This window comes from Streptomyces sp. NPDC002742 (genome assembly GCF_042888885.1).
Classification (GTDB): Bacteria; Actinomycetota; Actinomycetes; order Streptomycetales; family Streptomycetaceae; genus Streptomyces.
Window position 1 is genome coordinate 78638 of record NZ_JBIAQF010000012.1, and the last position, 19556, is coordinate 98193.

General features: G+C 70.5%; 17 protein-coding genes and 2 pseudogenes. 13 read left to right on the forward strand and 6 right to left on the reverse strand.

Annotated elements, in window-relative coordinates; all coding sequences use genetic code 11:
• Positions 1–183: 183 nt before the first annotated feature.
• Positions 184–1077, forward strand: a complete 894-nt coding sequence (locus tag ACFYW8_RS22610) for an SGNH/GDSL hydrolase family protein (RefSeq protein WP_389078698.1) — start codon at positions 184–186, stop codon at positions 1075–1077.
• A gap of 10 nt (positions 1078–1087) precedes the next feature.
• A complete protein-coding gene (locus tag ACFYW8_RS22615; RefSeq protein ID WP_389078704.1) occupies positions 1088–2062 on the forward strand; it encodes an aldose epimerase family protein in 975 nt (324 codons plus the stop codon).
• 67 nt (positions 2063–2129) lie between these two features.
• Here ACFYW8_RS22615 and ACFYW8_RS22620 read toward each other — a convergent pair whose 3' ends face one another.
• The 3 genes and pseudogenes from ACFYW8_RS22620 to ACFYW8_RS22630 all read right to left on the reverse strand — a co-directional run.
• Positions 2130–2441: a fibronectin type III-like domain-contianing protein gene (locus tag ACFYW8_RS22620; RefSeq protein WP_389079403.1), complete on the reverse strand. Its 312-nt coding sequence runs from the start codon at positions 2439–2441 to the stop codon at positions 2130–2132.
• A gap of 33 nt (positions 2442–2474) precedes the next feature.
• Positions 2475–3749: pseudogene (locus ACFYW8_RS22625) on the reverse strand (glycoside hydrolase family 3 C-terminal domain-containing protein); the annotation flags it as partial.
• A pseudogene (locus tag ACFYW8_RS22630) lies at positions 3750–4706 on the reverse strand (glycoside hydrolase family 3 protein); the annotation flags it as partial.
• Between the two features lie 64 nt (positions 4707–4770).
• Here ACFYW8_RS22630 and ACFYW8_RS22635 point away from each other — a divergent pair.
• A complete protein-coding gene (locus tag ACFYW8_RS22635) occupies positions 4771–5346 on the forward strand; it encodes a TetR/AcrR family transcriptional regulator (RefSeq protein WP_389078708.1) in 576 nt (191 codons plus the stop codon).
• Positions 5347–5540: 194 nt separating this feature from the next.
• Positions 5541–6875, forward strand: a complete 1335-nt coding sequence (locus ACFYW8_RS22640; RefSeq protein ID WP_389078713.1) for a pyroglutamyl peptidase — start codon at positions 5541–5543, stop codon at positions 6873–6875.
• 75 nt (positions 6876–6950) lie between these two features.
• On the opposite strand, the gene ACFYW8_RS22645 is transcribed toward ACFYW8_RS22640, so the two are convergent.
• Positions 6951–7778, reverse strand: coding sequence for an EI24 domain-containing protein (locus ACFYW8_RS22645; protein ID WP_389078717.1), 828 nt, complete (start codon positions 7776–7778; stop codon positions 6951–6953).
• 17 nt (positions 7779–7795) lie between these two features.
• On the opposite strand from ACFYW8_RS22645, the gene ACFYW8_RS22650 reads away from it, so the two are divergent.
• Positions 7796–7936, forward strand: coding sequence for a hypothetical protein (locus tag ACFYW8_RS22650; protein ID WP_389078720.1), 141 nt, complete (start codon positions 7796–7798; stop codon positions 7934–7936).
• A gap of 40 nt (positions 7937–7976) precedes the next feature.
• Here the strand turns inward: ACFYW8_RS22650 and ACFYW8_RS22655 are convergent, their stop codons facing one another.
• The gene (locus ACFYW8_RS22655) at positions 7977–8999 is read right to left on the reverse strand and encodes an NADP-dependent oxidoreductase (RefSeq protein ID WP_389078725.1); all 1023 of its coding nucleotides are present in this window, start codon (positions 8997–8999) and stop codon (positions 7977–7979) included.
• Between the two features lie 121 nt (positions 9000–9120).
• Between ACFYW8_RS22655 and ACFYW8_RS22660 the strand changes: the two genes are divergently transcribed.
• Positions 9121–9570 carry a MarR family winged helix-turn-helix transcriptional regulator gene (locus ACFYW8_RS22660; RefSeq protein ID WP_389078730.1) on the forward strand — a complete coding sequence of 150 codons (450 nt, stop codon included), beginning with the start codon at positions 9121–9123 and terminating at the stop codon, positions 9568–9570.
• A gap of 465 nt (positions 9571–10035) precedes the next feature.
• On the opposite strand, the gene ACFYW8_RS22665 is transcribed toward ACFYW8_RS22660, so the two are convergent.
• Complete coding sequence (locus ACFYW8_RS22665; RefSeq protein ID WP_389078734.1) at positions 10036–10779, reverse strand: hypothetical protein; 744 nt, start codon at positions 10777–10779, stop codon at positions 10036–10038.
• A gap of 253 nt (positions 10780–11032) precedes the next feature.
• On the opposite strand from ACFYW8_RS22665, the gene ACFYW8_RS22670 reads away from it, so the two are divergent.
• The 7 genes from ACFYW8_RS22670 (at position 11033) to ACFYW8_RS22700 (ending at position 19556) form a co-directional block, all read left to right on the forward strand.
• Entirely contained in the window at positions 11033–12190 is a 1158-nt protein-coding gene (locus ACFYW8_RS22670; RefSeq protein WP_389078738.1) for a mandelate racemase/muconate lactonizing enzyme family protein, read from the forward strand.
• Positions 12187–13191 (forward strand): zinc-binding dehydrogenase, encoded by a 1005-nt coding sequence (locus ACFYW8_RS22675; RefSeq protein ID WP_389078743.1) that lies wholly within the window; start codon positions 12187–12189, stop codon positions 13189–13191. Before ACFYW8_RS22670 ends, ACFYW8_RS22675 begins: the two co-directional genes overlap by 4 nt.
• Before the next feature lie 118 nt (positions 13192–13309).
• Positions 13310–14278 carry a hypothetical protein gene (locus ACFYW8_RS22680; protein ID WP_389078748.1) on the forward strand — a complete coding sequence of 323 codons (969 nt, stop codon included), beginning with the start codon at positions 13310–13312 and terminating at the stop codon, positions 14276–14278.
• Positions 14279–14417: 139 nt separating this feature from the next.
• Positions 14418–15527, forward strand: a complete 1110-nt coding sequence (gene chvE / locus ACFYW8_RS22685; protein WP_365871018.1) for a multiple monosaccharide ABC transporter substrate-binding protein — start codon at positions 14418–14420, stop codon at positions 15525–15527.
• Between the two features lie 43 nt (positions 15528–15570).
• Positions 15571–17121, forward strand: a complete 1551-nt coding sequence (mmsA, locus tag ACFYW8_RS22690) for a multiple monosaccharide ABC transporter ATP-binding protein (protein ID WP_389078753.1) — start codon at positions 15571–15573, stop codon at positions 17119–17121.
• Entirely contained in the window at positions 17118–18359 is a 1242-nt protein-coding gene (mmsB, locus tag ACFYW8_RS22695) for a multiple monosaccharide ABC transporter permease (protein ID WP_365871020.1), read from the forward strand. Before mmsA ends, mmsB begins: the two co-directional genes overlap by 4 nt.
• 51 nt (positions 18360–18410) lie before the next feature.
• Entirely contained in the window at positions 18411–19556 is a 1146-nt protein-coding gene (locus tag ACFYW8_RS22700; RefSeq protein WP_389078762.1) for an aldose epimerase family protein, read from the forward strand.

Sequence of the window (19556 nt, forward strand, 5' to 3'; positions counted from 1 at the left end):
ACCTCCGAGGTTTCACCCGGCGGGACGCGTCCGGACCCCCCTGTCGGGGGTACGGGGTTGCCTCCCGGGTGGAGACGGCCGCCCCATGGAGACGCGGTGCGACCGACCGTGTACGACGTGGTGCGACCGACCGCGCGGGACGGGTGCCGACCAACCCTGTACAACGAACGAGGAGACCAGGGGATGCGGAATCGCAGCCACCGTTCACGGGCCGTCCTCGCCGTCGCCGCGGCGGTGGCGCTCCTGGGCGTCGCCGCGTGCGACGCCACCGGTGGCGGCTCCTCCGCGTCCAGCGGGACCCGGCCGTCCCCGAAGCCCACGCCGGTCTGGGACCGCAGCCCGGACTCCATGGCGGCGGTCGGCGACTCCATCACGCGCGGGTTCGACGCGTGCAGCGTGCTGTCCGACTGCCCCGAGGTGTCGTGGGCGACGGGCAGCGACCCGCAGGTCGACAGTCTCGCCGTACGGCTGCTCGGCGCGACCGGGGCGGCCGAGCGCAGCTGGAACTACGCGGTCACCGGCGCGCGGATGGCCGACCTCCCCGGACAGATGGCGCAGGCGGCGACCCGCAGGCCGGAGCTGGTCACCGTCATGGCGGGCGCCAACGACGCCTGCCGCTCCTCGGCCTCGGCGATGACGGACGTCGCCGACTTCCGTGCCGAGTTCCAGGACGCGATGGGCACCCTGCGCCGGGCACTGCCCAGGAGCCAGGTGTACGTGTCGAGCGTGCCGGATCTGAAGCGCCTGTGGTCCCAGGGACGCGGCAATCCGCTGGGCAAGCAGGTCTGGAAGCTGGGGATCTGCCCCTCGATGCTCGGCGACGCGGACTCGCTGGGCGCTGCGGCGACCCTGCGGCGCGGGCAGGTGCGGGACCGGGTGAAGGCGTACAACCAGGTGCTGCGTGAGGTGTGCTCCAAGGACCGACGCTGCCGCTTCGACGGGGACGCGGTCTTCGACTACCACTTCGGCACGGACCAGTTGAGCCACTGGGACTGGTTCCACCCGAGCAGGGACGGACAGGCGCGACTCGCGGAGATCGCCTACCGGACCGTCACGGCACGCGAACCCGTGACCTAGGGTTTCCCTCATGAGTGAACTTTTCGGCACACTTTCCGACGGAACCCCGGTCCACCGCTGGACGCTGGAGCGCGCCGGGGTCCGGGTGCGTGTGCTCACGTACGGCGGGATCGTGCAGTCGGCCGAGGTGCCGGACCGGGACGGGCGGACCGTGGACGTGACGCTGGGTTTCCCCGGTCTGGCGGGTTACGTGGCGCACCCGGAGCCCTATCTCGGGGCCCTGGTCGGGCGGTACGCGAACCGGATCGGCGGCGCCCGCTTCTCGCTGGACGGAGCGACCTACCGGCTCGACCCGAACAACGGGCCCAACTCGCTGCACGGCGGCGACGGCGGCTTCGACAAGCGCGTGTGGGACGCGGAGCCGCTCGAACACGGGGTGCGGCTCTCCCGGGTCAGCCCGGACGGAGAGGAGGGCTTCCCGGGGCGCCTGGAGGTCTCGGCGACGTACTCGCTCGACGAGCGGGGCGCGCTGCGGATCGCCTACGAGGCGGTCACCGACGCGCCGACCGTGGTGAACCTGACGAACCACACGTACTGGAACCTGAGCGGCTCCGGCAGCGCGCTCGGGCACGAACTCCGCCTCGACGCGTCGCGGTTGACGCGGGTGGACGCGGACCTCGTCCCGACCGGGGAACTCGACCCGGTCGAGGGCACCCGGTTCGACTTCCGGGAGTCCCGCAAGACCGGCGCGGGATACGACCACAACTACGTGCTCGACAAGGGGATCACCGGCGCTCCCACGGAGGTCGCCGAGCTGCACGATCCGGCGTCCGGGCGCGTGCTGACCGTCGCGACCACCGAACCCGGTCTCCAGCTCTACACCGCCGACCACCTGAGCGACCCCTTCGCACCCAACGACGGCATCGCGCTGGAGACCCAGCACTTCCCCGACTCCCCGAACCGGCCGGACTTCCCGAGCACGGAGCTGCGGCCGGGCGATGTGTACAGGTCGGAGACGGTGTACGGGTTCTCCGTGCGGTCCTAGAGGGACGGCGAGTCCCGGTCCGGATGTCAGGTTCCGGGCCGGGGCTCGCCGATCGGGCGCTTGCCGGTCACGCCTCGATGATCCTGCTCAGACGACGGTCCGCGAGGGAACGGCCTGCCTCAACCTCGTACGAACCCTTCACAAACGCCCAGCTTTTCGCGGTGGCGTCCCAGATCTCGAAAGCGCGGCGCGGGAGTTCCACGACGGCCTCGGCACTCTCGCCGGGCCCGGCCTCGACCCCCGCGAAACCGGCGAGCACTCGGACGGGGCGCTCGGTGCCGGGTTCCGCCGGGGCGAGGTAGACCTGGACGACCTCGCGCCCGGCGCGCTCACCTGAGTTGCGGACGCGGACGGTGGCGGTCGTGCCCTCGACCTCGATGGACTCGTACGTCCAGTCGGTGTAGCCGAGGCCGTGGCCGAAGGCGTACGAGGGGGTCCTTCCCTCCTTCTCCCAGGCGCGGTAGCCGATGAAGACGTCCTCGGTGTACGGGAGTTCACCGTCGACGGGGCGTACCTGGGTGACCGGGGCGTCGGTGAGGGAGCCCCAGGTGGTGGGGAGGCGGCCGCCCGGCTCGTGGGCGCCGGTGAGGACGTCGGCGAGGGCGGCGCCGCCCTCCTGGCCCGGGAACCAGCTGAGGAGCACGGCCGCGACCTCCTCCCGCCAGGGGAGTTCCACCGGGGATCCTGAGTTGACGACCACGACGGTGTTCGGGTTGGCGGCGGCGACGGCGTGCACCAGTTCGTCCTGGCGTCCGGGGAGCCTGAGGTCCGCCCGGTCGAAGCCCTCGGACTCGACGCGCTCGGTGGTCGCGACCACGACGACGGCGGTGTCGGCGGCGCGGGCGGCCTCGACGGCCTCGGCGATCAGCTCGTCCGCGTCGCGCACGGGCTCCTGGTGGGCGAGCGAGAAGCCGACGACCGTCATCGGGGTTCCCTCGGGGCGCGCGACGACGTGGGTGAGGGAGACCTCGACCGGTTCGCCCGCGGTGAGTTCGGGCCTGCCGTGCGGGACCGGGGCACCGAAGAACGTCACGAAGGGGTCGTCCTTGTCGGCGCCCTGGACGTCGTCGAAGTACGTCGTGCCGTCGACGGTGAGGGTGAACGCGCCGAGGCCCTTGACGCCGAAGGTGTGCGGGCCGCTGTCGCACGGGGTGAAGGTGCCGGTGAGTTCGACGGTGCGGAGGACGCTGGGGGTATCCCCTGCTTGAGCGGAGTCGGAAGCAGGGGGGAGGGCGACTCCTTCGGGCAGGTCGTCACCCGTCCACTGGATCTGGCCGTTCGGGGCGGAGACGGTGGCGATGATCTCGCCGGCGGCGTCGCGGCAGACGGCGCGCAGCTCGAAGCCCTTGTCCGCGATGGGGAGTTCCACGGTCGGGTAGGCCCCGACGGCGTACGTCAGGCCGCCCTCGGGGAGGGCGGCGGTGAGACCGTCGAGGGGCGAGACGATCCGGGCCGGGAAGACGGTGGCGGAGCCGCCGCCGAGCACGCGGGCGTCGCGGGCGGCGGCTCCGATGAGGGCCACCCGGTGGCCCCCGGCGAGCGGCAGGGCACCCTCGTTGCGGACGAGGACGAAGCCGCGGCGGGCGATCTCGCGGGCCAGCGCCTCCCCGTCCACGGTCGCAGGAGGCTCGGTCACGACGGGCTCGGCACCGTCCAGGACGCCGACGCGGGCGGCGAGGCGGAGCACACGGCGGACGGCCGCGTCGACCGTCGCCTCCGCCACCTCGCCGGCGCGCACGGCGGCGGCGAGCGGCGGGCCGTAGACGGTCAGGGGGCCGGGCATGGCGACGTCGAGGCCACCCTCGATCGCGGCCTCGGTGGAGCGGGCGGCCGTCCAGTCGGAGACGTTGAAGCCGTCGAAGCCCCATTCGCCGCGCAGGACCTCGTTCACGAGATGGCGGTGCTCGCTCATCGTCGTGCCGTTGACCGAGTTGTAGGCCGTCATGATCCCCCACGGGTGGGCGTTCTCGACGATGGCCTCGAAGGGCGCCAGGTACAGCTCGCGCAGGGCACGTTCGGAGACGAGGTTGTTCACGGTGAAGCGGTCGGTCTCGGCGTCGTTCGCCACGAAGTGCTTGACGGTGGTGCCGACGCCGCCGGACTGCACGCCCCGGACATAGCCGCCGCCGATCACGCCGGTCAGGAGCGGGTCCTCGCTGTAGGCCTCGAAGTGGCGGCCGCCGAGCGGGGAGCGGTGCAGGTTGACGGTGGGGGCGAGCAGCAGGTGGACACCCTTGCGGCGGGCCTCCTGGGCGAGGAGCACGCCGGCGCGGCGGGCCAGGTCCGGGTCCCAGGTGGCGGCCAGCGCGGTGGGCGAGGGGAGCGCGACGGAGGGGTCGTCGGCGGTCCAGCGGACGCCGCGTACGCCGATCGGGCCGTCCGACATCACGAGGGGCTTCAGCCCGATCTCGGGGAGCGCGGGCAGCGTCCACATGTTCCGGCCGGACAGCAGCCGGGCCTTCGCGTCCAGGTCGAGCCGGCCGAGGGCCGCCTCGACGACGGCCTCGCGGGCCGCGTCCGCCTCCGCGTCCTTCCGGTCGTTCGCCGTCTTCCGGTCGTTCGCCGTCTTCCGGTCGTTCGCCGTCTCCACCGCAGTCTCCGCCATCGCGGCACCTCCTCGTTGAAAGCCGTCGGTCTCCCCCATCCTGCATCCGCCACCTGTAGAGCGGTAGGTTTCGTGACGTGGCCGTTATGACGGGGGTGATCGGATGCCGTACGGTGACGCCATGGCGACCAGGACCAGGAGCGAGGAGCGGCGCGCGGAGATCGTGCGCGCGACGCTGGAGGTGATCGCCGAGCGCGGTTACCGGGGCGCGAGCCTCGCGGCTGTCGCCGAGCGCGTGGGCCTCACCCAGCAGGGTCTGCTGCACCACTTCCCCACCAAGGAGGCCCTGCTCGTCGCCGTCCTCAAGGAGCGGGACCAGTGGGACGCCCTGCCGGACACCACCTGGCGGGCCGATCTGCTCGTGTCGCTCGTCGAGTACAACGCCATGCGGCCCGCGATCATCCAGACCTTCGCGGCGCTGCTGGGCGAGAGCGTCACGGAGGGGCATCCGGCCCGCGAGTTCTTCACCCGGCGCTACACCGCGGTGCGCGCGAGCATGGCCTCGGTGCTGCGGGCCGAGTACGGAGAGCGGCTGCCGAGCGGTCTCACGCCGGAGCGCGCCGCCCCCCTGCTCGTCGCCGTGATGGACGGGCTGCAGTACCAGTGGCTGCTGGACCCGGAGTCGGTGGACATGCCGGCCGCGTTCCGGGACTTCCTGACGCTGCTGGGCGAGGACTGACCGTCTCGCGAGGCCATCGAGGCCACGGGGCGAGGGCGTCCGCCGGGGCCGCCGCAACACCGGTCCGTCCGTCCCGGACAACGGCCCATGCCCTTCGGCCACTTCCGCCCCGCGCCATGGTGGACGCCCCCACGTCACGGGATACTGCCGCCGTCCGGCAGCACCCCCCCACCTGACGGAAGGCCCGAAATCCCTTGACCCACTTACGCGTTCGGATCGGTGTCCTCGGACTGGCACTGCTGGCGGGACTCACCGTGACACCCGCCGCGACGGCGACGCCGGCCGGGATTCCCGCCGCCCGGACCCCCTCGACCGAGGAGCGGCGGCTCGACGGGGCGGCGCCCCAGGAGATTCTGCGGCGCTCCGGATTCGACACGGTGGCACCGGAGTTCGTCCGGGCGCTGGGCCGGGCCGCCACGTACGCGCGGGCCGAGCGGATCGTGGCGCGGGAGGGTGCCCGGCTGTGGCGGCGGGCGGTCGACCGGGCGCAGGGCCGGGGCCCGGCGGGCGGGGACCTGAGCCGGGACGACGACCGGCCGCTGTACTGGGCGCGGCTCGGCATGACCCGCGAAGTGCGCGGGTGGGAACCCGGGTTCGGGCTGACGGATGCCCGACGCGCCCGGCTGCTGGACGAGTTGGAGCGGACCTCGCGCGGCCAGGACTCCGTGCGGTACCCGGCGCGCACCGGGCCCCACCAGGGGATGAAGCGCATCCTGGTCACCGGCTTCGACCCGTTCACGCTCGACCGCGACATCCGGATCTCCAACCCGTCCGGGGCGACCGCGCTCGCTCTCGACGGCACGACGATCCGGACGGCCGACGGTCCCGCGCGGGTGGAGACCGTCGTGTTCCCGGTCCGCTGGCAGGACTTCAGCGGGGACACCTCCCCGGGGTCCGGCTCCGGGGAGGGGACGGTGGAGCGGACCCTGCGGCCGTACCTCCCGCGGGTGGACCTGTTCACGACGGTCAGCCAGGGGCGCGTCGGCCGGTTCGACGTGGAGCGGACCAACGGGGCCTGGCGGGGCGGCTTCCCCGACAACGACAACGTCTCGGTGACGGGGACCGTCCCGGTCACCGATCCGGCCTCGCAGCCCCAGTGGACGACGACGTCCCTCCCGTACGCGCGGATCGTCGCCGCGCACACGGGCCGCTTCCCCGTCTACGACCACACCTCGGTGACGGAGATCCCGGCGGGCGGGACCGATCCCGTGGTGCGCCCCGACGGGCCGACCCCGGGATCGCAGGCCCGCGCGGGTGGAGGCGGGGACTATCTGTCGAACGAGATCGCCTACCGGGCGACCCTGCTGCGGGACCGCCTCGGCCTGGGCGCGAGCCTGCCCTGCGGGCATGTGCACACGCCCGTCCTGCAGTTCGGCGCAGACAACACGGACCCGGCGACCGGGACGGTGACGGACCCCGAGTTCGTGCGCAACCGTCTCGACATCATCGCGCAGGTGCGGGCGATCCTGACGGTGGCCGCGGACGCGTCCGCCCCGGCCGTCAGCGGGACGGAGCGAGCGCGGGGGTGACGCCGAGCCCGGCACCGCCGAACCGCACCAGGTGGGCGCCGGCGGCACGGACAACCCGTAGCCCGTCCGACCAGGTCACGAGGTGGCGCGCTGCCCCTCGGACGCCCCCTCGGAGTCGTCGTCGGTCTCGCCCTCGCCGCTCTCGCCGCTCTCGTCGATCTCCTCGCCGAGCAGGTCCCGGGCCATCAGGGTGGCGCCCGCGACGGCGCCCGGCATCAGGAAGACGGCGACGAACGGAACGAGGAAGGCGAGGCCCAGCGGCGTGCCGAAGCCCCAGACCAGTGTCTTGCGGGAACGGAGCAGGGCGAGGCGCGCCCTCAGGTCGACGCCACGGCGTTGCAGCGCGACGGCGACGAGTTCCTCGGTGAGGAAGAAGCCGGTGACGAAGAACCCGAGCACCGGGACGACGGTCTGTCCGATGAACGGAACGAAGCCGAGCGCGAAGAGGAGGACCGCCCAGACGAGGGCCCGCACGAGGATGCGGAGGCTGTCGCGCGCGGAGATCCACAGTTCACGCCAGAGCGGCAGCCCCGACTCGGGGGCCGTGCCGTCCGGGGAGACGTCGCGGTCGACCTTCTCCGAGAGGTTCTCGTAGAAGGGCTGGCCTATGAGCAGGGTGACCGCGGTGAAGGTGAGGACGGCGAGGAGGAGGGCGAGACCGAAGAGCACCGCGGTGAGGAAGCCGCGGAAAAGGCCTGCCCAGGGGCTGGTCCAGCCGTCCGCGAACGGTGTCGCCCAGGTGACGAAGCCCTCCCCGTACATGCCGAGGGCGACGAGAGCCGCCGCGTACAGCACGAGCGTGATGAGCCCCGGCACCAGCCCGAACCCGTAACTCCTCCCGTGCCGGGCCACCCACCGCTGGCCGCGCAGCAAATAGCCGAAGCCCACCCCAAGATCGCGCATGGGGCAACTTTATCGGGGTGCCGGGGCCGACCCCAGCGCGTGGCGGTAACGGCTTCGGCACCCCGCACGACGAGAACGGCCTCGGCATCCACTACGGACCATGGCGCCCGGCACCCGGCACCCGGCGCGGGCACGGACTCGGCGTCCAGCGCCGGTGACGGACCCGGTTCGAGTGTGGGTGACAGCCCGTGGGCCGGGTCAGAGCTTGACGATCATCTTTCCGATGTTGTCGCCGCGCAGGACGCCGAAGAATGCCTCCACGTTGTTCTCGATGCCCTCCACGACCGTCTCGGCGTACTTCAGCTCACCGGAGCGGACCCAGGCGCCGACCTCCTGGACGAACTCCGGCTGGAGGTCGTAGTTGTCGCCGACGAGGAAGCCCTGGATACGGCCGCGGGTCTGGATCAGCCGGGCCAGGTTCCTCGGCCCGGGGGCCGGCTCGGTGTCGTTGTAGACGGAGATCATGCCGCAGACCGCGATGCGGCCGTCCCGGTTCAGCGAGCCGATGGCCGCCTCCAGGTGGTCACCGCCCACGTTGTCGAAGTAGACGTCGACGCCGTCGGGGGCGGCCTCGCGCAGCTGCCGGGAGACCGGGCCGCTCTTGTAGTTGAAGGCGGCGTCGAAGCCGTACTCCTCGACCAGCAGCTTGACCTTCTCGTCGGACCCGGCGGAGCCGATGACACGCGAGGCGCCCTTGAGCCTGGCGATCTGGCCCACCTGGCTGCCGACGGCACCGGCGGCGCCGGACACGAAGACGGAGTCGCCCTCCTTGAAGGAGGCGGTGCGCAGGAGTCCGGCGTAGGCGGTGAGGCCGGTCATGCCGAGGACGCCGAGGTACGTCGAGAGCGGCGCGGCCTCGGGGTCCACCTTGACGGCCTGCTTGGCGTCCACGACGGCGTACTCGCGCCAGCCGAGGAAGTGCAGTACGTGGTCGCCGGCCTCGATGCCCTCGGCGTTCGAGGCGATGACCTCGCCGACCGCGCCGCCCTGCATGGTCTTGCCCAGCTCGAAGGGGGCGACGTAGGACTTGGCGGCGCTCATGCGGCCCCGCATGTACGGGTCGACGGATACGTAGGCGTTCCGCACCAGGACCTCGCCCGGACCCGGCTGCCGGACCTCGGCCTCGACCAGGGCGAAGTCCGCGGGCTTGGGCCAGCCGACGGGACGGCTGACCAGGTGCCATTCGCGGCCGACGGAGGGGAGCTGGGGGGTCTCGGACATGAGATTGCGCCTTTCACGGTGACCGGCGAGCGGCTCTGGTGCTTCACGAATGCTTCAGTACCTGAAACAACCATGCGCCTCAATATTTCATGATGTCAAGTAACCCGGTAGGCTCGGAGGCATGGCCACCCACAAGAGACCACGGATCGACCCTTTGACCATGGAGGTCGTCGAACTGATCGGCACGGTCGTGGCCCGCTATCACGAGGAGTACGAGGACGCCGCCGCCGAGCACGCCCTCACCGGCGCGCAGGCGCGGCTGCTGAGCCTGCTCTCGCTGGAGCCGCTGCCGATGCGGCGCCTGGCACAGAAGCTGAAGTGCGAGCCGTCCAACGTCACGGGGATCGTGGACCGGCTGGAGACGCGCGGACTGGTGGAACGGCGCCCCGACCCGGCGGACCGCCGGGTGAAACTGGCCGCGGCGACGGCCGAGGGGCGCAGGATCGCCGGGGGGCTGCGCGACTCGCTGGACTTCGCCCGCGAACCCCTGGCGGAGCTCTCCGACCAGGAACGGCTGGCGTTGCGCGACCTGCTGCGCCGCATGCTGGGCGATGACGCCGCCAGCGGCTGAGAACGCCTGCGCCGGCACCGGCGCGGTGGACCGGAACGTCTCACTGCGCAGGGGCGGTGACCGACCGGGGTCCACCGGGGCCCGGCGGGGAAAATCGCCGAGGACGCCCCGGAAAGGGACCGCCGCGTGACGGGCGTGGGGCCTTGTCACCGGCGTGTCGGACCGTCGCGGGCCCAGCTTGTGCACCGGCAGGCGCTACCGAACATTTACTCAGTGCTCCACCCTCAGGGTGGAGGTGAAGGGCATCCTGCCTATAGCGGCCCGGAGAGCCGCAGCGGCACGGCAGAATCACCTTGTCGGACAACGGAGTTGTCCGACCTACCGCCGGACGGGCGGGAAGTCAGGCCTGCGGAGGCCACGCAAGACCGACCTCACCGGCCGGCAGAGGCCCGTGAAACAGGAACCCATGGTGGTACTGCGGAGCAGTACGGACCGGAATCACCTGCCCTCGGGCAGGTGAGGGCGTCAAGCGCACCACCACAAGACGTGGTTGCACGCGTCCGAGGACGAGGGGGTCGGCGTGGGCGCCGACGTCGTGGGCGCCGTAGTGGCGGGGGCCGAGGTCCTGGGGTTCGAGGAGCCGGTCGCCGGGGCCGAGGCGGAACGGCCCGGGAGCGTGCCGGCGCTCGCCGACCCACCCCCTGCGCTCTTCTCGCCGGCCGCCGCGGGAGACGCGGAGGCGGATACGGGGGCCGATCCGGAGGGTGACGACGAGGAGCCGGACTCGCGGGTCGCCGAGGCGGAGCCGGACGGGGAGCTCTTCGGTCGCGAGGACGCCGCCGAGGAGGCCGAGCCGTCCGGCGACTCGCCTCCGGCCGCCGCGGGGCCCGGGCCCAGTCCGGGTGCGTCGACGCCGAGTTCGGCGAGGCTCAGACCGCCGGCCGCGAGGACGAAGCCCACCGCGACGTACAGGGTGCGCCGCCGCCGCCGGCGGTGCGCCGCGGCCTTGCGGTCACGCCTGCTGGTGCCGGCCGGGGCGTCGGGGCCCTGCGCGCCGCCCGGACTCCCGGCGTCCCGGCCACGGCCTCCGCGCCGTCGCGCGGCCCGCCCCTCGGTGCCGCCGTCCTCACCGCGGTACGCGTCGGCGCCCGGTTCCGGGCGCGCGTCGGCGTCTTCGGCGTCCGCGCCGAGTTCGTCGACCGGGGTGCCGCACCCGGGACAGGCGAGGGCGCCGTTGAGGTGCCTTCGGCACACGTGGCAGTAGTCCATGACGCGGGAAGACTAGGGTCACCGCCGGTAACGTTCCTAGGCGCAGTTGTGAAGATTCTGTGCGGAATCCAGGATTCCGGTCCGTCGGACCCCGACACCCCCGACCATTCCCCACCATCCTGCGCCCATCGCGTCGAAACCGTTATGCGCGCGACCCATTGACACTCCCGGGGCCGCGTCCTTACTGTCACGCCAGCATTTCGAACGTGTGACGAAATTTCGAACAGAGCCGAAAGCACAGGGGGCATCTGCCGTGCGCATCACGGGAATCACCACACACGTGGTCGGGACACCCTGGAGGAACCTGACCTACGTCCAGGTGCACACCGACGAGGGCATCACCGGAGTCGGCGAGACCCGCATGCTGGGCCACACCGACGCGCTGCTCGGCTATCTGCACGAGGCGCAGGCCAACCATATTCTCGGTTCCGACCCGTTCGCCGTCGAGGACCTGGTCCGCCGGATGAAGTACGGCGACTACGGACGCGCCGGCGAGATCGTGATGTCCGGCATCGCGGTCATCGAGATGGCGTGCTGGGACATCAAGGGCAAGGCGCTCGGGGTGCCGGTCTGGCAGCTCCTCGGCGGCAAGGTCACCGACAGGGTCAAGGCGTACGCCAACGGGTGGTACACCACCGAACGGACCCCGGAGGCCTATCACAAGGCCGCGCAGGAGGTCGTCGCACGAGGGTACAAGGCCCTCAAGATCGACCCCTTCGGCACCGGCCACTTCGAGCTCGACCACGCGGCCACCCTCTACTCGGTGTCGCTCATCGAGGCGGTGCGCGACGCGATCGGTCCCGAGACCGAGCTGATGCTGGAGATGCACGGCCGCTTCTCGCCGTCCACCGCCGTCCGGCTGGCCAACGAGCTCGCGCCCTTCAAGCCCGCGTGGCTGGAGGAGCCGGTTCCGCCGGAGAACCTCAAGGCGCTGGAGAAGGTGGCCGCCAAGGTCGACATCCCGGTCGCCACGGGCGAACGCATCCACGACCGCGTCGAGTTCCGCGAGCTCTTCGAGAGCCAGGCCGTCGACATCATCCAGCCCGACGTCGGCCACATCGGCGGCATCTGGGAGACCCGGAAGCTCGCCGCGACCGCCGAGGCGCACTACGTCCTGGTCGCGCCGCACAACGTCGGCGGCCCGGTACTGACCGCGGCCTCGCTCCAGGTCGGCTTCACCTCGCCGAACTTCAAGATCCTGGAGCACTTCAACGACTTCGCGGACGCGGAGATCAAGAAGGTCGTGAAGGGCGCCCCGCAGGTCGTCGACGGCTACTTCGAGCTGTCCCACGAGCCCGGTCTGGGCGTCGAGCTGGACGTGGACGCGGCGGCCGAGTTCCCGCAGCAGCAGGCCCGGTTCGACCTGTGGGCCGACGGCTGGGAGCAGCGCAAGCCCAAGGGGGCGAAGTGAGCACCGCGGTCGTCGTCGAGGGTCCGGGCGAGCACCGGCTGATCCCGCACGAGCCGGTCCGGCCGTCGGCGGGCGAGGCGCTCGTACGGGTGCACGCGGTCGGCATCTGCGGCAGCGACCGCGAGGTCTACCAGGGCAACCGGCCCGAGGGCTACGTCCGCTACCCCCTGACCCCGGGTCACGAGTGGTCCGGGACCGTCGAGGAGGTCGGCGCCGGTGTCCCCCGGGCGCTGGTCGGCCGCAAGGTCGTCGGTGAGGGCTTCCGCAACTGCCAGGTCTGCGACCGTTGCCACGCGGGCGAGACAACGTTGTGCACCGCCGGGTACGAGGAGACCGGGTTCACCCAGCCCGGCGCGATGGCGGGCACGCTGACGCTGCCGGCGCGGCTGCTCCACGTGCTGCCCGACGACGCCGATCTGACCGCCGCCGCCCTGCTGGAGCCGGCCGCCTGCATCGCGGCCGCCGCGCTCAAGGCGAACGCGCGGCCCGGTGAGCGCGTGGCCGTGGTGGGCACCGGGACGCTCGGGATGTTCGCCGTGCAGTTCCTGAAGGCGGGTTCGCCGGCCGAGCTGCTCGTGGTGGGCACCCGCCCCGACCGGGCCGCGCTGTCGAAGGACTTCGGCGCCACCGACTTCCGTACGAGGGACCAGGAACTCCCGGACGACTTCGACGTCGTGATCGAGACCGCCGGGTCCGCGTCCGCCGCGCGCACCGCCGCCTCCCTGCTGCGGCGCGGCGGACGCCTGGTCCTCACGGGGATCCCGGCGCCGGGTGCCGAGGGTCTCGACCCGACCGATCTCGTCGTACGGCAGCTGGAGGTGCACACCGTGTTCGGGGCGCCGCCGGAGGCCTGGGCGCACACGGTGCGGGTGTTCGGCGCCGGTCTGCTGAACCCGTCGCCGCTGGTGACGCACGAGCTGCCGCTCGCCGCGTTCCCGGAGGCCATCGAGCTGGTGGGGTCCGGTGATCCCAAGGTCGGCAAGGTCCTGCTGAAGCCCTGACCATCCGAGCCGTACGCCGGTACGGAGACTCCTGACGGCTCCGTACCGGCGTACACCAGGCCCCCGCACACCCTGAGCCGCGAACTCCGCCCGAAATATCGAACATGAAGGACAGCTCGTGACCGACGCCTCCCCTACGGCAGCCCGTCGACCCGGTGAGAGCGCGCTCGCCGCGCTCGGCCTGGGCGCGCCCGCCCTCTCCCCCGCCGACGCCTCGCCGCACACCTTCCCGGGTGGCGGTCGCTGGCGCACCGAGGTCCCCTCCGTGGAGGGGCCCGAGGCGCTCGCGGTGGTCCTCAAGGAGTCCTCCCGGCTCGATGTGCCGATCCACCGGATCAGCCAGGGCAGCGGCATCTGGATGCTGACCGACGCCGAGATCACCGAGATGGTCGAGGCCACCGGTGAACGCGACATCGAGCTCTGTCTGTTCACCGGCCCGCGCGGCATCTGGGACATCGGCGCCTCGGCCCGTACCGACTCGCGCGGCGGCGGGCTGCGCGCCCGCGGCCACGACGCGGTGGCCGGCTGTGTCGAGGACGCCGTCCGGGCGACGGAGCTGGGCGTCAAGTGTCTGCTCGTCGCCGACGAGGGCGTGCTGTGGACACTGCACCGGGCACGGGCCGCCGGGATCATCCCGGCCGACACCACCCTCAAGGTCTCGGCGCTGATAGGTCCGGTCAACCCGGCCTCGTACGCCGTGTACGAGAACCTCGGCGCCGACTCGGTGAACGTGCCGAGCGATCTGACGCTCGATCATCTCACCGAGATCCGGCGGGTCTCCGCCGCCCCCATGGACATGTACATCGAGGCCCCCGACGATCTCGGCGGGTACATACGGATGTACGAGGTCGCCGAGCTGATCCGCCGCGGCGCACCGCTGTACCTGAAGTTCGGGCTGTCCAAGACCCCCGGGATCTATCCGTACGGACACCATCTGCGGGACCTGACCCTGAGCACGGCCCGGGAAAGGGTGCGGCGCGGCCGGCTCGCCCTTGATCTGCTGGCACGGCACGGAGCGGACGGCGACATGGCGCCGCTCGGCACCCGGCTGCCCGGCGCGCTCTCACGGTTCGACACTCCCTCATAACGTTCGCACAAACCCCCTTCACACAAGCCGACACAGTCGCGCACAATCCAACACACCCTCTCGGCCTTCCTCTCAAAGCTCCCGGAGTATTCGAGTTCCGCGAGACCGAGCCCGGTCCAAGACATCAAGGATGATGATCATGCGTAACCGCAGAGCCGCCCTCACCGCCATAGCCGGAGCCGCCTCCCTCGCCCTCGCCCTGACCGCCTGCGGCCAGAGCGGCAGCGGCGGCAGCAAGGAAGAGACGAGCGGCAGCAGCAAGGGCGGGACCATCGGCATCGCGATGCCGACGAAGTCCTCCGAGCGCTGGATCGGCGACGGCAACAACGTCGTGAAGAACCTGGAGTCCAAGGGCTACAAGACCAAGCTGGTCTACGGGGAGGACGACCCCCAGCAGCAGGTCTCGCAGATCGAGAACCTGATCACGCAGGGCGTCAAGGCGCTGATCGTCGCGGCCATCGACAACAAGTCCCTGGACAACGTGCTCCAGGAGGCCGCGGACGCGCACATCCCGGTCATCGCCTACGACCGCCTGATCCTGGGCACGAAGAACGTCGACTACTACGCGTCCTTCGACAACAGCAAGGTCGGCGAGCTCCAGGCCAACTACATCGTCGACAAGCTCGGTCTGAAGAGCGGCAAGGGCCCCTTCAACATCGAGCTGTTCGCCGGCTCCAACGACGACAACAACACGAAGTACTTCTTCGGCGGCGCGATGAGCGTGCTCCAGCCGTACATCGACAGCAAGAAGCTCGTCGTCCAGTCCGGCCAGACCGGCCTCACCCAGGTCACCACCCTGCGCTGGGACGGCGCCACCGCCCAGAAGCGCATGGACGACATCCTCACCAAGTCGTACGCCAGCAAGAAGGTCGACGCGGTCCTGTCGCCGTACGACGGCATCTCCATCGGCATCCTGTCGGCGCTGAAGTCGGACGACTACGGCTCCAAGAGCAAGCCGCTGCCGGTCCTCACCGGTCAGGACGCCGAGCTGGCCTCGGTGAAGTCGATCATCGCGGGCGAGCAGACGCAGACCGTCTACAAGGACACCCGCGAACTGGCCAAGGTCGCCTCGAACATGGTCGACGCGGCCCTCAACGGCAAGAAGCCGGAGACGAACGACACCAAGACGTACGACAACGGCTCGAAGGTCGTCCCCGCCTACCTGCTCCAGCCGGTCAGCGTCGACAAGACCAACTACTCGCAGGTCCTGGTGGACGGCGGCTACTACACGGCGGACGAGCTCAAGTAACCACCCGGTCCCACTGATCTCTTACTGATTGGAAGGCACGACCATGGCGGGACCCGTCCTGGAAATGCGCTCGATCGTCAAGACCTTTCCCGGCGTCAAAGCGCTGTCGGACGTCACGCTGACCGTCCGCCAGGGCGAGGTCCACGCCATCTGCGGGGAGAACGGCGCCGGCAAGTCGACCTTGATGAAGGTCCTCTCCGGCGTCCACCCGCACGGGAGTTACGAGGGCGAGATCCTCTTCGAGGGTGACGTCTGCCGCTTCGGGGACATCCGGGCGAGCGAGCAGCACGGCATCGTCATCATCCACCAGGAACTGGCGCTGTCGCCGTACCTCTCCCTCGCGGAGAACATCTTCCTCGGCAACGAACACGCCAGGGGCGGGTTCATCAACTGGAACGAGACGCTGCGGCACGCCACGCAGCTGCTGCGCCGGGTCGGTCTGACCGATCACCCGGAGACCCGCGTCGCCGACATCGGCGTGGGCAAGCAGCAGCTCGTGGAGATCGCGAAGGCGCTCTCGAAGAAGGTGAAGCTGCTCATCCTCGACGAGCCGACCGCGGCGCTCAACGACGAGGACAGCGACAAACTCCTGGATCTCATACTGGAGTTGAAGAAGCAGGGCATCACCTCGATCGTCATCTCCCACAAGCTGAACGAGATCCGCAAGGTCGCCGACTCGGTGACGATCCTTCGTGACGGCCAGTCCATCGAGACCCTCGACGTGAAGGCGCCGGAGACGACCGAGGACCGGATCATCAGCGGAATGGTCGGCCGGGACCTCGACCACCGCTTCCCCGAGCGCACCCCGCACCAACCGGAGGAGGGCGCGGCCCCGGCGCTGGAGATCCGCGACTGGACCGTGCACCATCCGATCGACCAGCAGCGCAAGGTGGTCGACGACGTGTCGCTCCACGCGCGGCGCGGGGAGATCGTCGGTATCGCGGGCCTCATGGGAGCCGGCCGCACCGAGCTCGCGATGAGCGTCTTCGGACGCTCGTACGGCCGGTACATGGGCGGCACGGTCCTCAAGGACGGCAAGGAGATCCGCACCAAGTCCGTCGCGGCGGCGGTCGGCCACGGCATCGCCTACGTCACCGAGGACCGTAAGCACTACGGCCTGAACCTCATCGACACCATCAACCGCAACATCTCGCTGACCGCCCTGAAGAAGGTCTCCAACCGGGGTCTGGTCGACGAGCACGAGGAGCGCCAGGTCGCCGAGCGCTACCGCAAGTCGATGAACATCAAGGCGCCGACCGTCTTCGAGCGGGTCGGCAAGCTCTCCGGCGGCAACCAGCAGAAGGTCGTCCTCAGCAAGTGGATCTTCGCGGGTCCGGACGTGCTGATCCTGGACGAACCGACCCGCGGCATCGACGTGGGGGCCAAGTTCGAGATCTACACGGTCATCGACAAGCTGGCCGCCGAGGGCAAGGCAATCATCTTCATCTCCTCCGAGCTGCCCGAACTGCTCGGCATGTGCGACCGCATCTACACCATGGCAGCGGGGCGGCTGACGGGTGAGTTCTCGCGGGCCGAGGCCACGCAGGAAGTGCTGATGCGTCAGATGACGAAGGACAAAGAGGTAACGCGATGAGCACCGATGTGACCAAGACCCCGGCCGAGGCACCGCCGGGCAAGGGCGGCGGCGAGACCGGGGAGAACCTGGTGCGGCTGATGTTCGACGGCATGCGCCGCAACATGCGCCAGTACGGCATGCTGATCGCCCTCGGCCTGATCGTCGCCCTCTTCGCCGTCTGGACCGGCGGAAGCACGCTGCTGCCGCACAACATCTCCAACCTGGTCCTGCAGAACAGCTACATCCTGATCCTCGCGATCGGCATGATGCTGGTGATCATCGCGGGCCACATCGACCTGTCGGTCGGTTCGCTGACGGCGTTCGTCGGCGCGTTCGCGGCCGTACTGACGGTGCAGCACGGCATGTCGTGGCCCGTCGCCCTGGTGCTGAGCCTGGCGGTGGGCGCCGTGGCGGGCTCGGTCCAGGGATTCCTGATCGCCTATCTCGGCATACCGTCCTTCATCGTCACCCTCGCCGGGATGCTGATCTTCCGCGGTCTGACGGAGATCCTGCTCAAGGGGCAGACCCTCGGCCCGTTCCCGGGCGGCCTGCAGAAGATGGGCAACGGCTTCCTGCCGGAGGTCGGCCCGACCACCAACTACCACAACATCACGCTGCTGCTGGGCCTGGCGGTGATCGTCTTCGTGGTCCTGCAGGAGATCCGTGACCGCAAGCGCCAGCAGGAGTTCTCGCTGGACGTGCTGCCGGCCAAGCTGTTCGTGCTCAAGCTGGTCGCGCTGGTCGCCGCGGTCCTCATCGTCACGATGATGCTCGCCAGCTACAAGGGCGCGCCGATCGTGCTGCTGATCCTCGGCGCGCTGGTCGTCGGCTACGGCTACATGATGCGCAACGCCGTCTTCGGCCGCCACATCTACGCGATCGGCGGCAACCTCCCGGCGGCGCAGCTGTCCGGCGTCAAGGACAAGAAGGTCACCTTCTATGTCTTCCTGAACATGGGCATGCTCGCGGCCCTGGCGGGTCTGGTGGTAGCCGCCCGCCTGAACGCGGCCTCCCCGAAGGCCGGCCTGAGCTTCGAGCTGGAAGCGATCGCCTCGTCGTTCATCGGTGGCGCGTCCATGAGCGGCGGTGTGGGTACCGTCCTCGGCGCGATCATCGGCGGCCTGGTCCTCGGCGTGCTGAACAACGGAATGAACCTCCTCAGTGTCGGCACCGACTGGCAACAGGTCATCAAGGGCCTGGCCCTGCTGGCGGCGGTCGGGTTCGACGTGTGGAACAAGCGCAAGTCCGGTTCGTAACTCAGCTGGGCCCCGCCGGAAGGCGGGGCCCCTCCATTTGCAGGAGCCGCAATGGACATGAGCAGACGCACGGTCATCGCAGGAGCGGCGGCGGCGGGATTAACCGCGGCCACCATCGGCACCGCGCACGCCTCGGGCGGCAGGAAGCCCGTGAGGGAGCTCTTCGGCAAGCTCGCCGACGGGACGAAGGTCCACCGGTGGTCGCTGGAGAACGGCGGGACGCGGCTCAAGGTCCTGTCGTACGGCGGAATCGTCCAGTCCCTGGAGATCCCCGACCGGCACGGCAGGTACAGGAACGTCGCGCTGGGCTTCGACGACATCGACGACTACGTCGCGAGCAGCCCGTACTTCGGCGCGCTGATCGGCCGGTACGGCAACCGCATCGGCAAGGGGCAGTTCACCCTGGACGGCAAGAGCCACCAGCTCTCCGTCAACGACGGCGTCAACAGCCTGCACGGCGGCGCCAAGGGCTTCGACAAGCGCCTGTGGGACGTGGAGGGCTTCACCTCGGGCTCCGACGTCGGGCTCGTCCTGCACTACACGAGCGTCGACGGCGAGATGGGCTATCCCGGCACGCTCAGGGCGAAGGTCACCTACACCCTGACCAGGCACGGCGACTGGCGCATCGACTACGAGGCCACCACCGACAAGGCCACCGTCGTCAACCTCACCAGCCATGTGTACTGGAACCTGGCCGGCGAGGGCAGCGGCTCGATCTACGACCACGAGCTGGAGATCGCGGCCGCCCGTTTCACTCCCGTCGACTCGGGCCTGATCCCCACCGGTGAACTGGCCGGGGTCGCGGGCACCCCCTTCGACTTCCGCCGGACGAAGACCGTCGGCAGGGACATCAGGGTGGCCCACCAGCAGCTCCTGTACGGCAAGGGCATCGACCACAACTGGGTTCTCGACAAGGGCGTCACGGCGAAGCCCGCGCACGTCGCCACGCTCCGCGACCCCTCCTCCGGCCGCACCCTGAGCATCGCGACGACCGAGCCCGGCCTGCAGTTCTACTCGGGCAACTTCCTGGACGGCACGCTGGTCGGCACCGGCGGTCACATCTACCGCCAGGGCGACGCCCTGTGCCTGGAGACCCAGCACTTCCCGGACTCCCCCAACCACCCGTCGTTCCCGTCGACGGTGCTGCGGCCGGGGCAGACCTACCGGACCTCCACGGTGCACTCGTTCGGCGCCTGA

What these genes read in the sequence shown, in the direction of transcription:
- ACFYW8_RS22610 (WP_389078698.1), top strand. Translation starts at nt 184, where the DNA reads ATGCGGAATCGCAGCCACCGTTCACGGGCCGTCCTCGCCGTCGCCGCG.
- ACFYW8_RS22615 (WP_389078704.1), top strand. Translation starts at nt 1,088, where the DNA reads ATGAGTGAACTTTTCGGCACACTTTCCGACGGAACCCCGGTCCACCGC.
- ACFYW8_RS22635 (WP_389078708.1), top strand. Translation starts at nt 4,771, where the DNA reads ATGCCGTACGGTGACGCCATGGCGACCAGGACCAGGAGCGAGGAGCGG.
- ACFYW8_RS22645 (WP_389078717.1), bottom strand. Translation starts at nt 7,778, where the DNA reads ATGCGCGATCTTGGGGTGGGCTTCGGCTATTTGCTGCGCGGCCAGCGG.
- ACFYW8_RS22655 (WP_389078725.1), bottom strand. Translation starts at nt 8,999, where the DNA reads ATGTCCGAGACCCCCCAGCTCCCCTCCGTCGGCCGCGAATGGCACCTG.
- ACFYW8_RS22660 (WP_389078730.1), top strand. Translation starts at nt 9,121, where the DNA reads ATGGCCACCCACAAGAGACCACGGATCGACCCTTTGACCATGGAGGTC.
- ACFYW8_RS22665 (WP_389078734.1), bottom strand. Translation starts at nt 10,779, where the DNA reads ATGGACTACTGCCACGTGTGCCGAAGGCACCTCAACGGCGCCCTCGCC.
- chvE (WP_365871018.1), top strand. Translation starts at nt 14,418, where the DNA reads ATGCGTAACCGCAGAGCCGCCCTCACCGCCATAGCCGGAGCCGCCTCC.
- mmsA (WP_389078753.1), top strand. Translation starts at nt 15,571, where the DNA reads ATGGCGGGACCCGTCCTGGAAATGCGCTCGATCGTCAAGACCTTTCCC.
- mmsB (WP_365871020.1), top strand. Translation starts at nt 17,118, where the DNA reads ATGAGCACCGATGTGACCAAGACCCCGGCCGAGGCACCGCCGGGCAAG.
- ACFYW8_RS22700 (WP_389078762.1), top strand. Translation starts at nt 18,411, where the DNA reads ATGGACATGAGCAGACGCACGGTCATCGCAGGAGCGGCGGCGGCGGGA.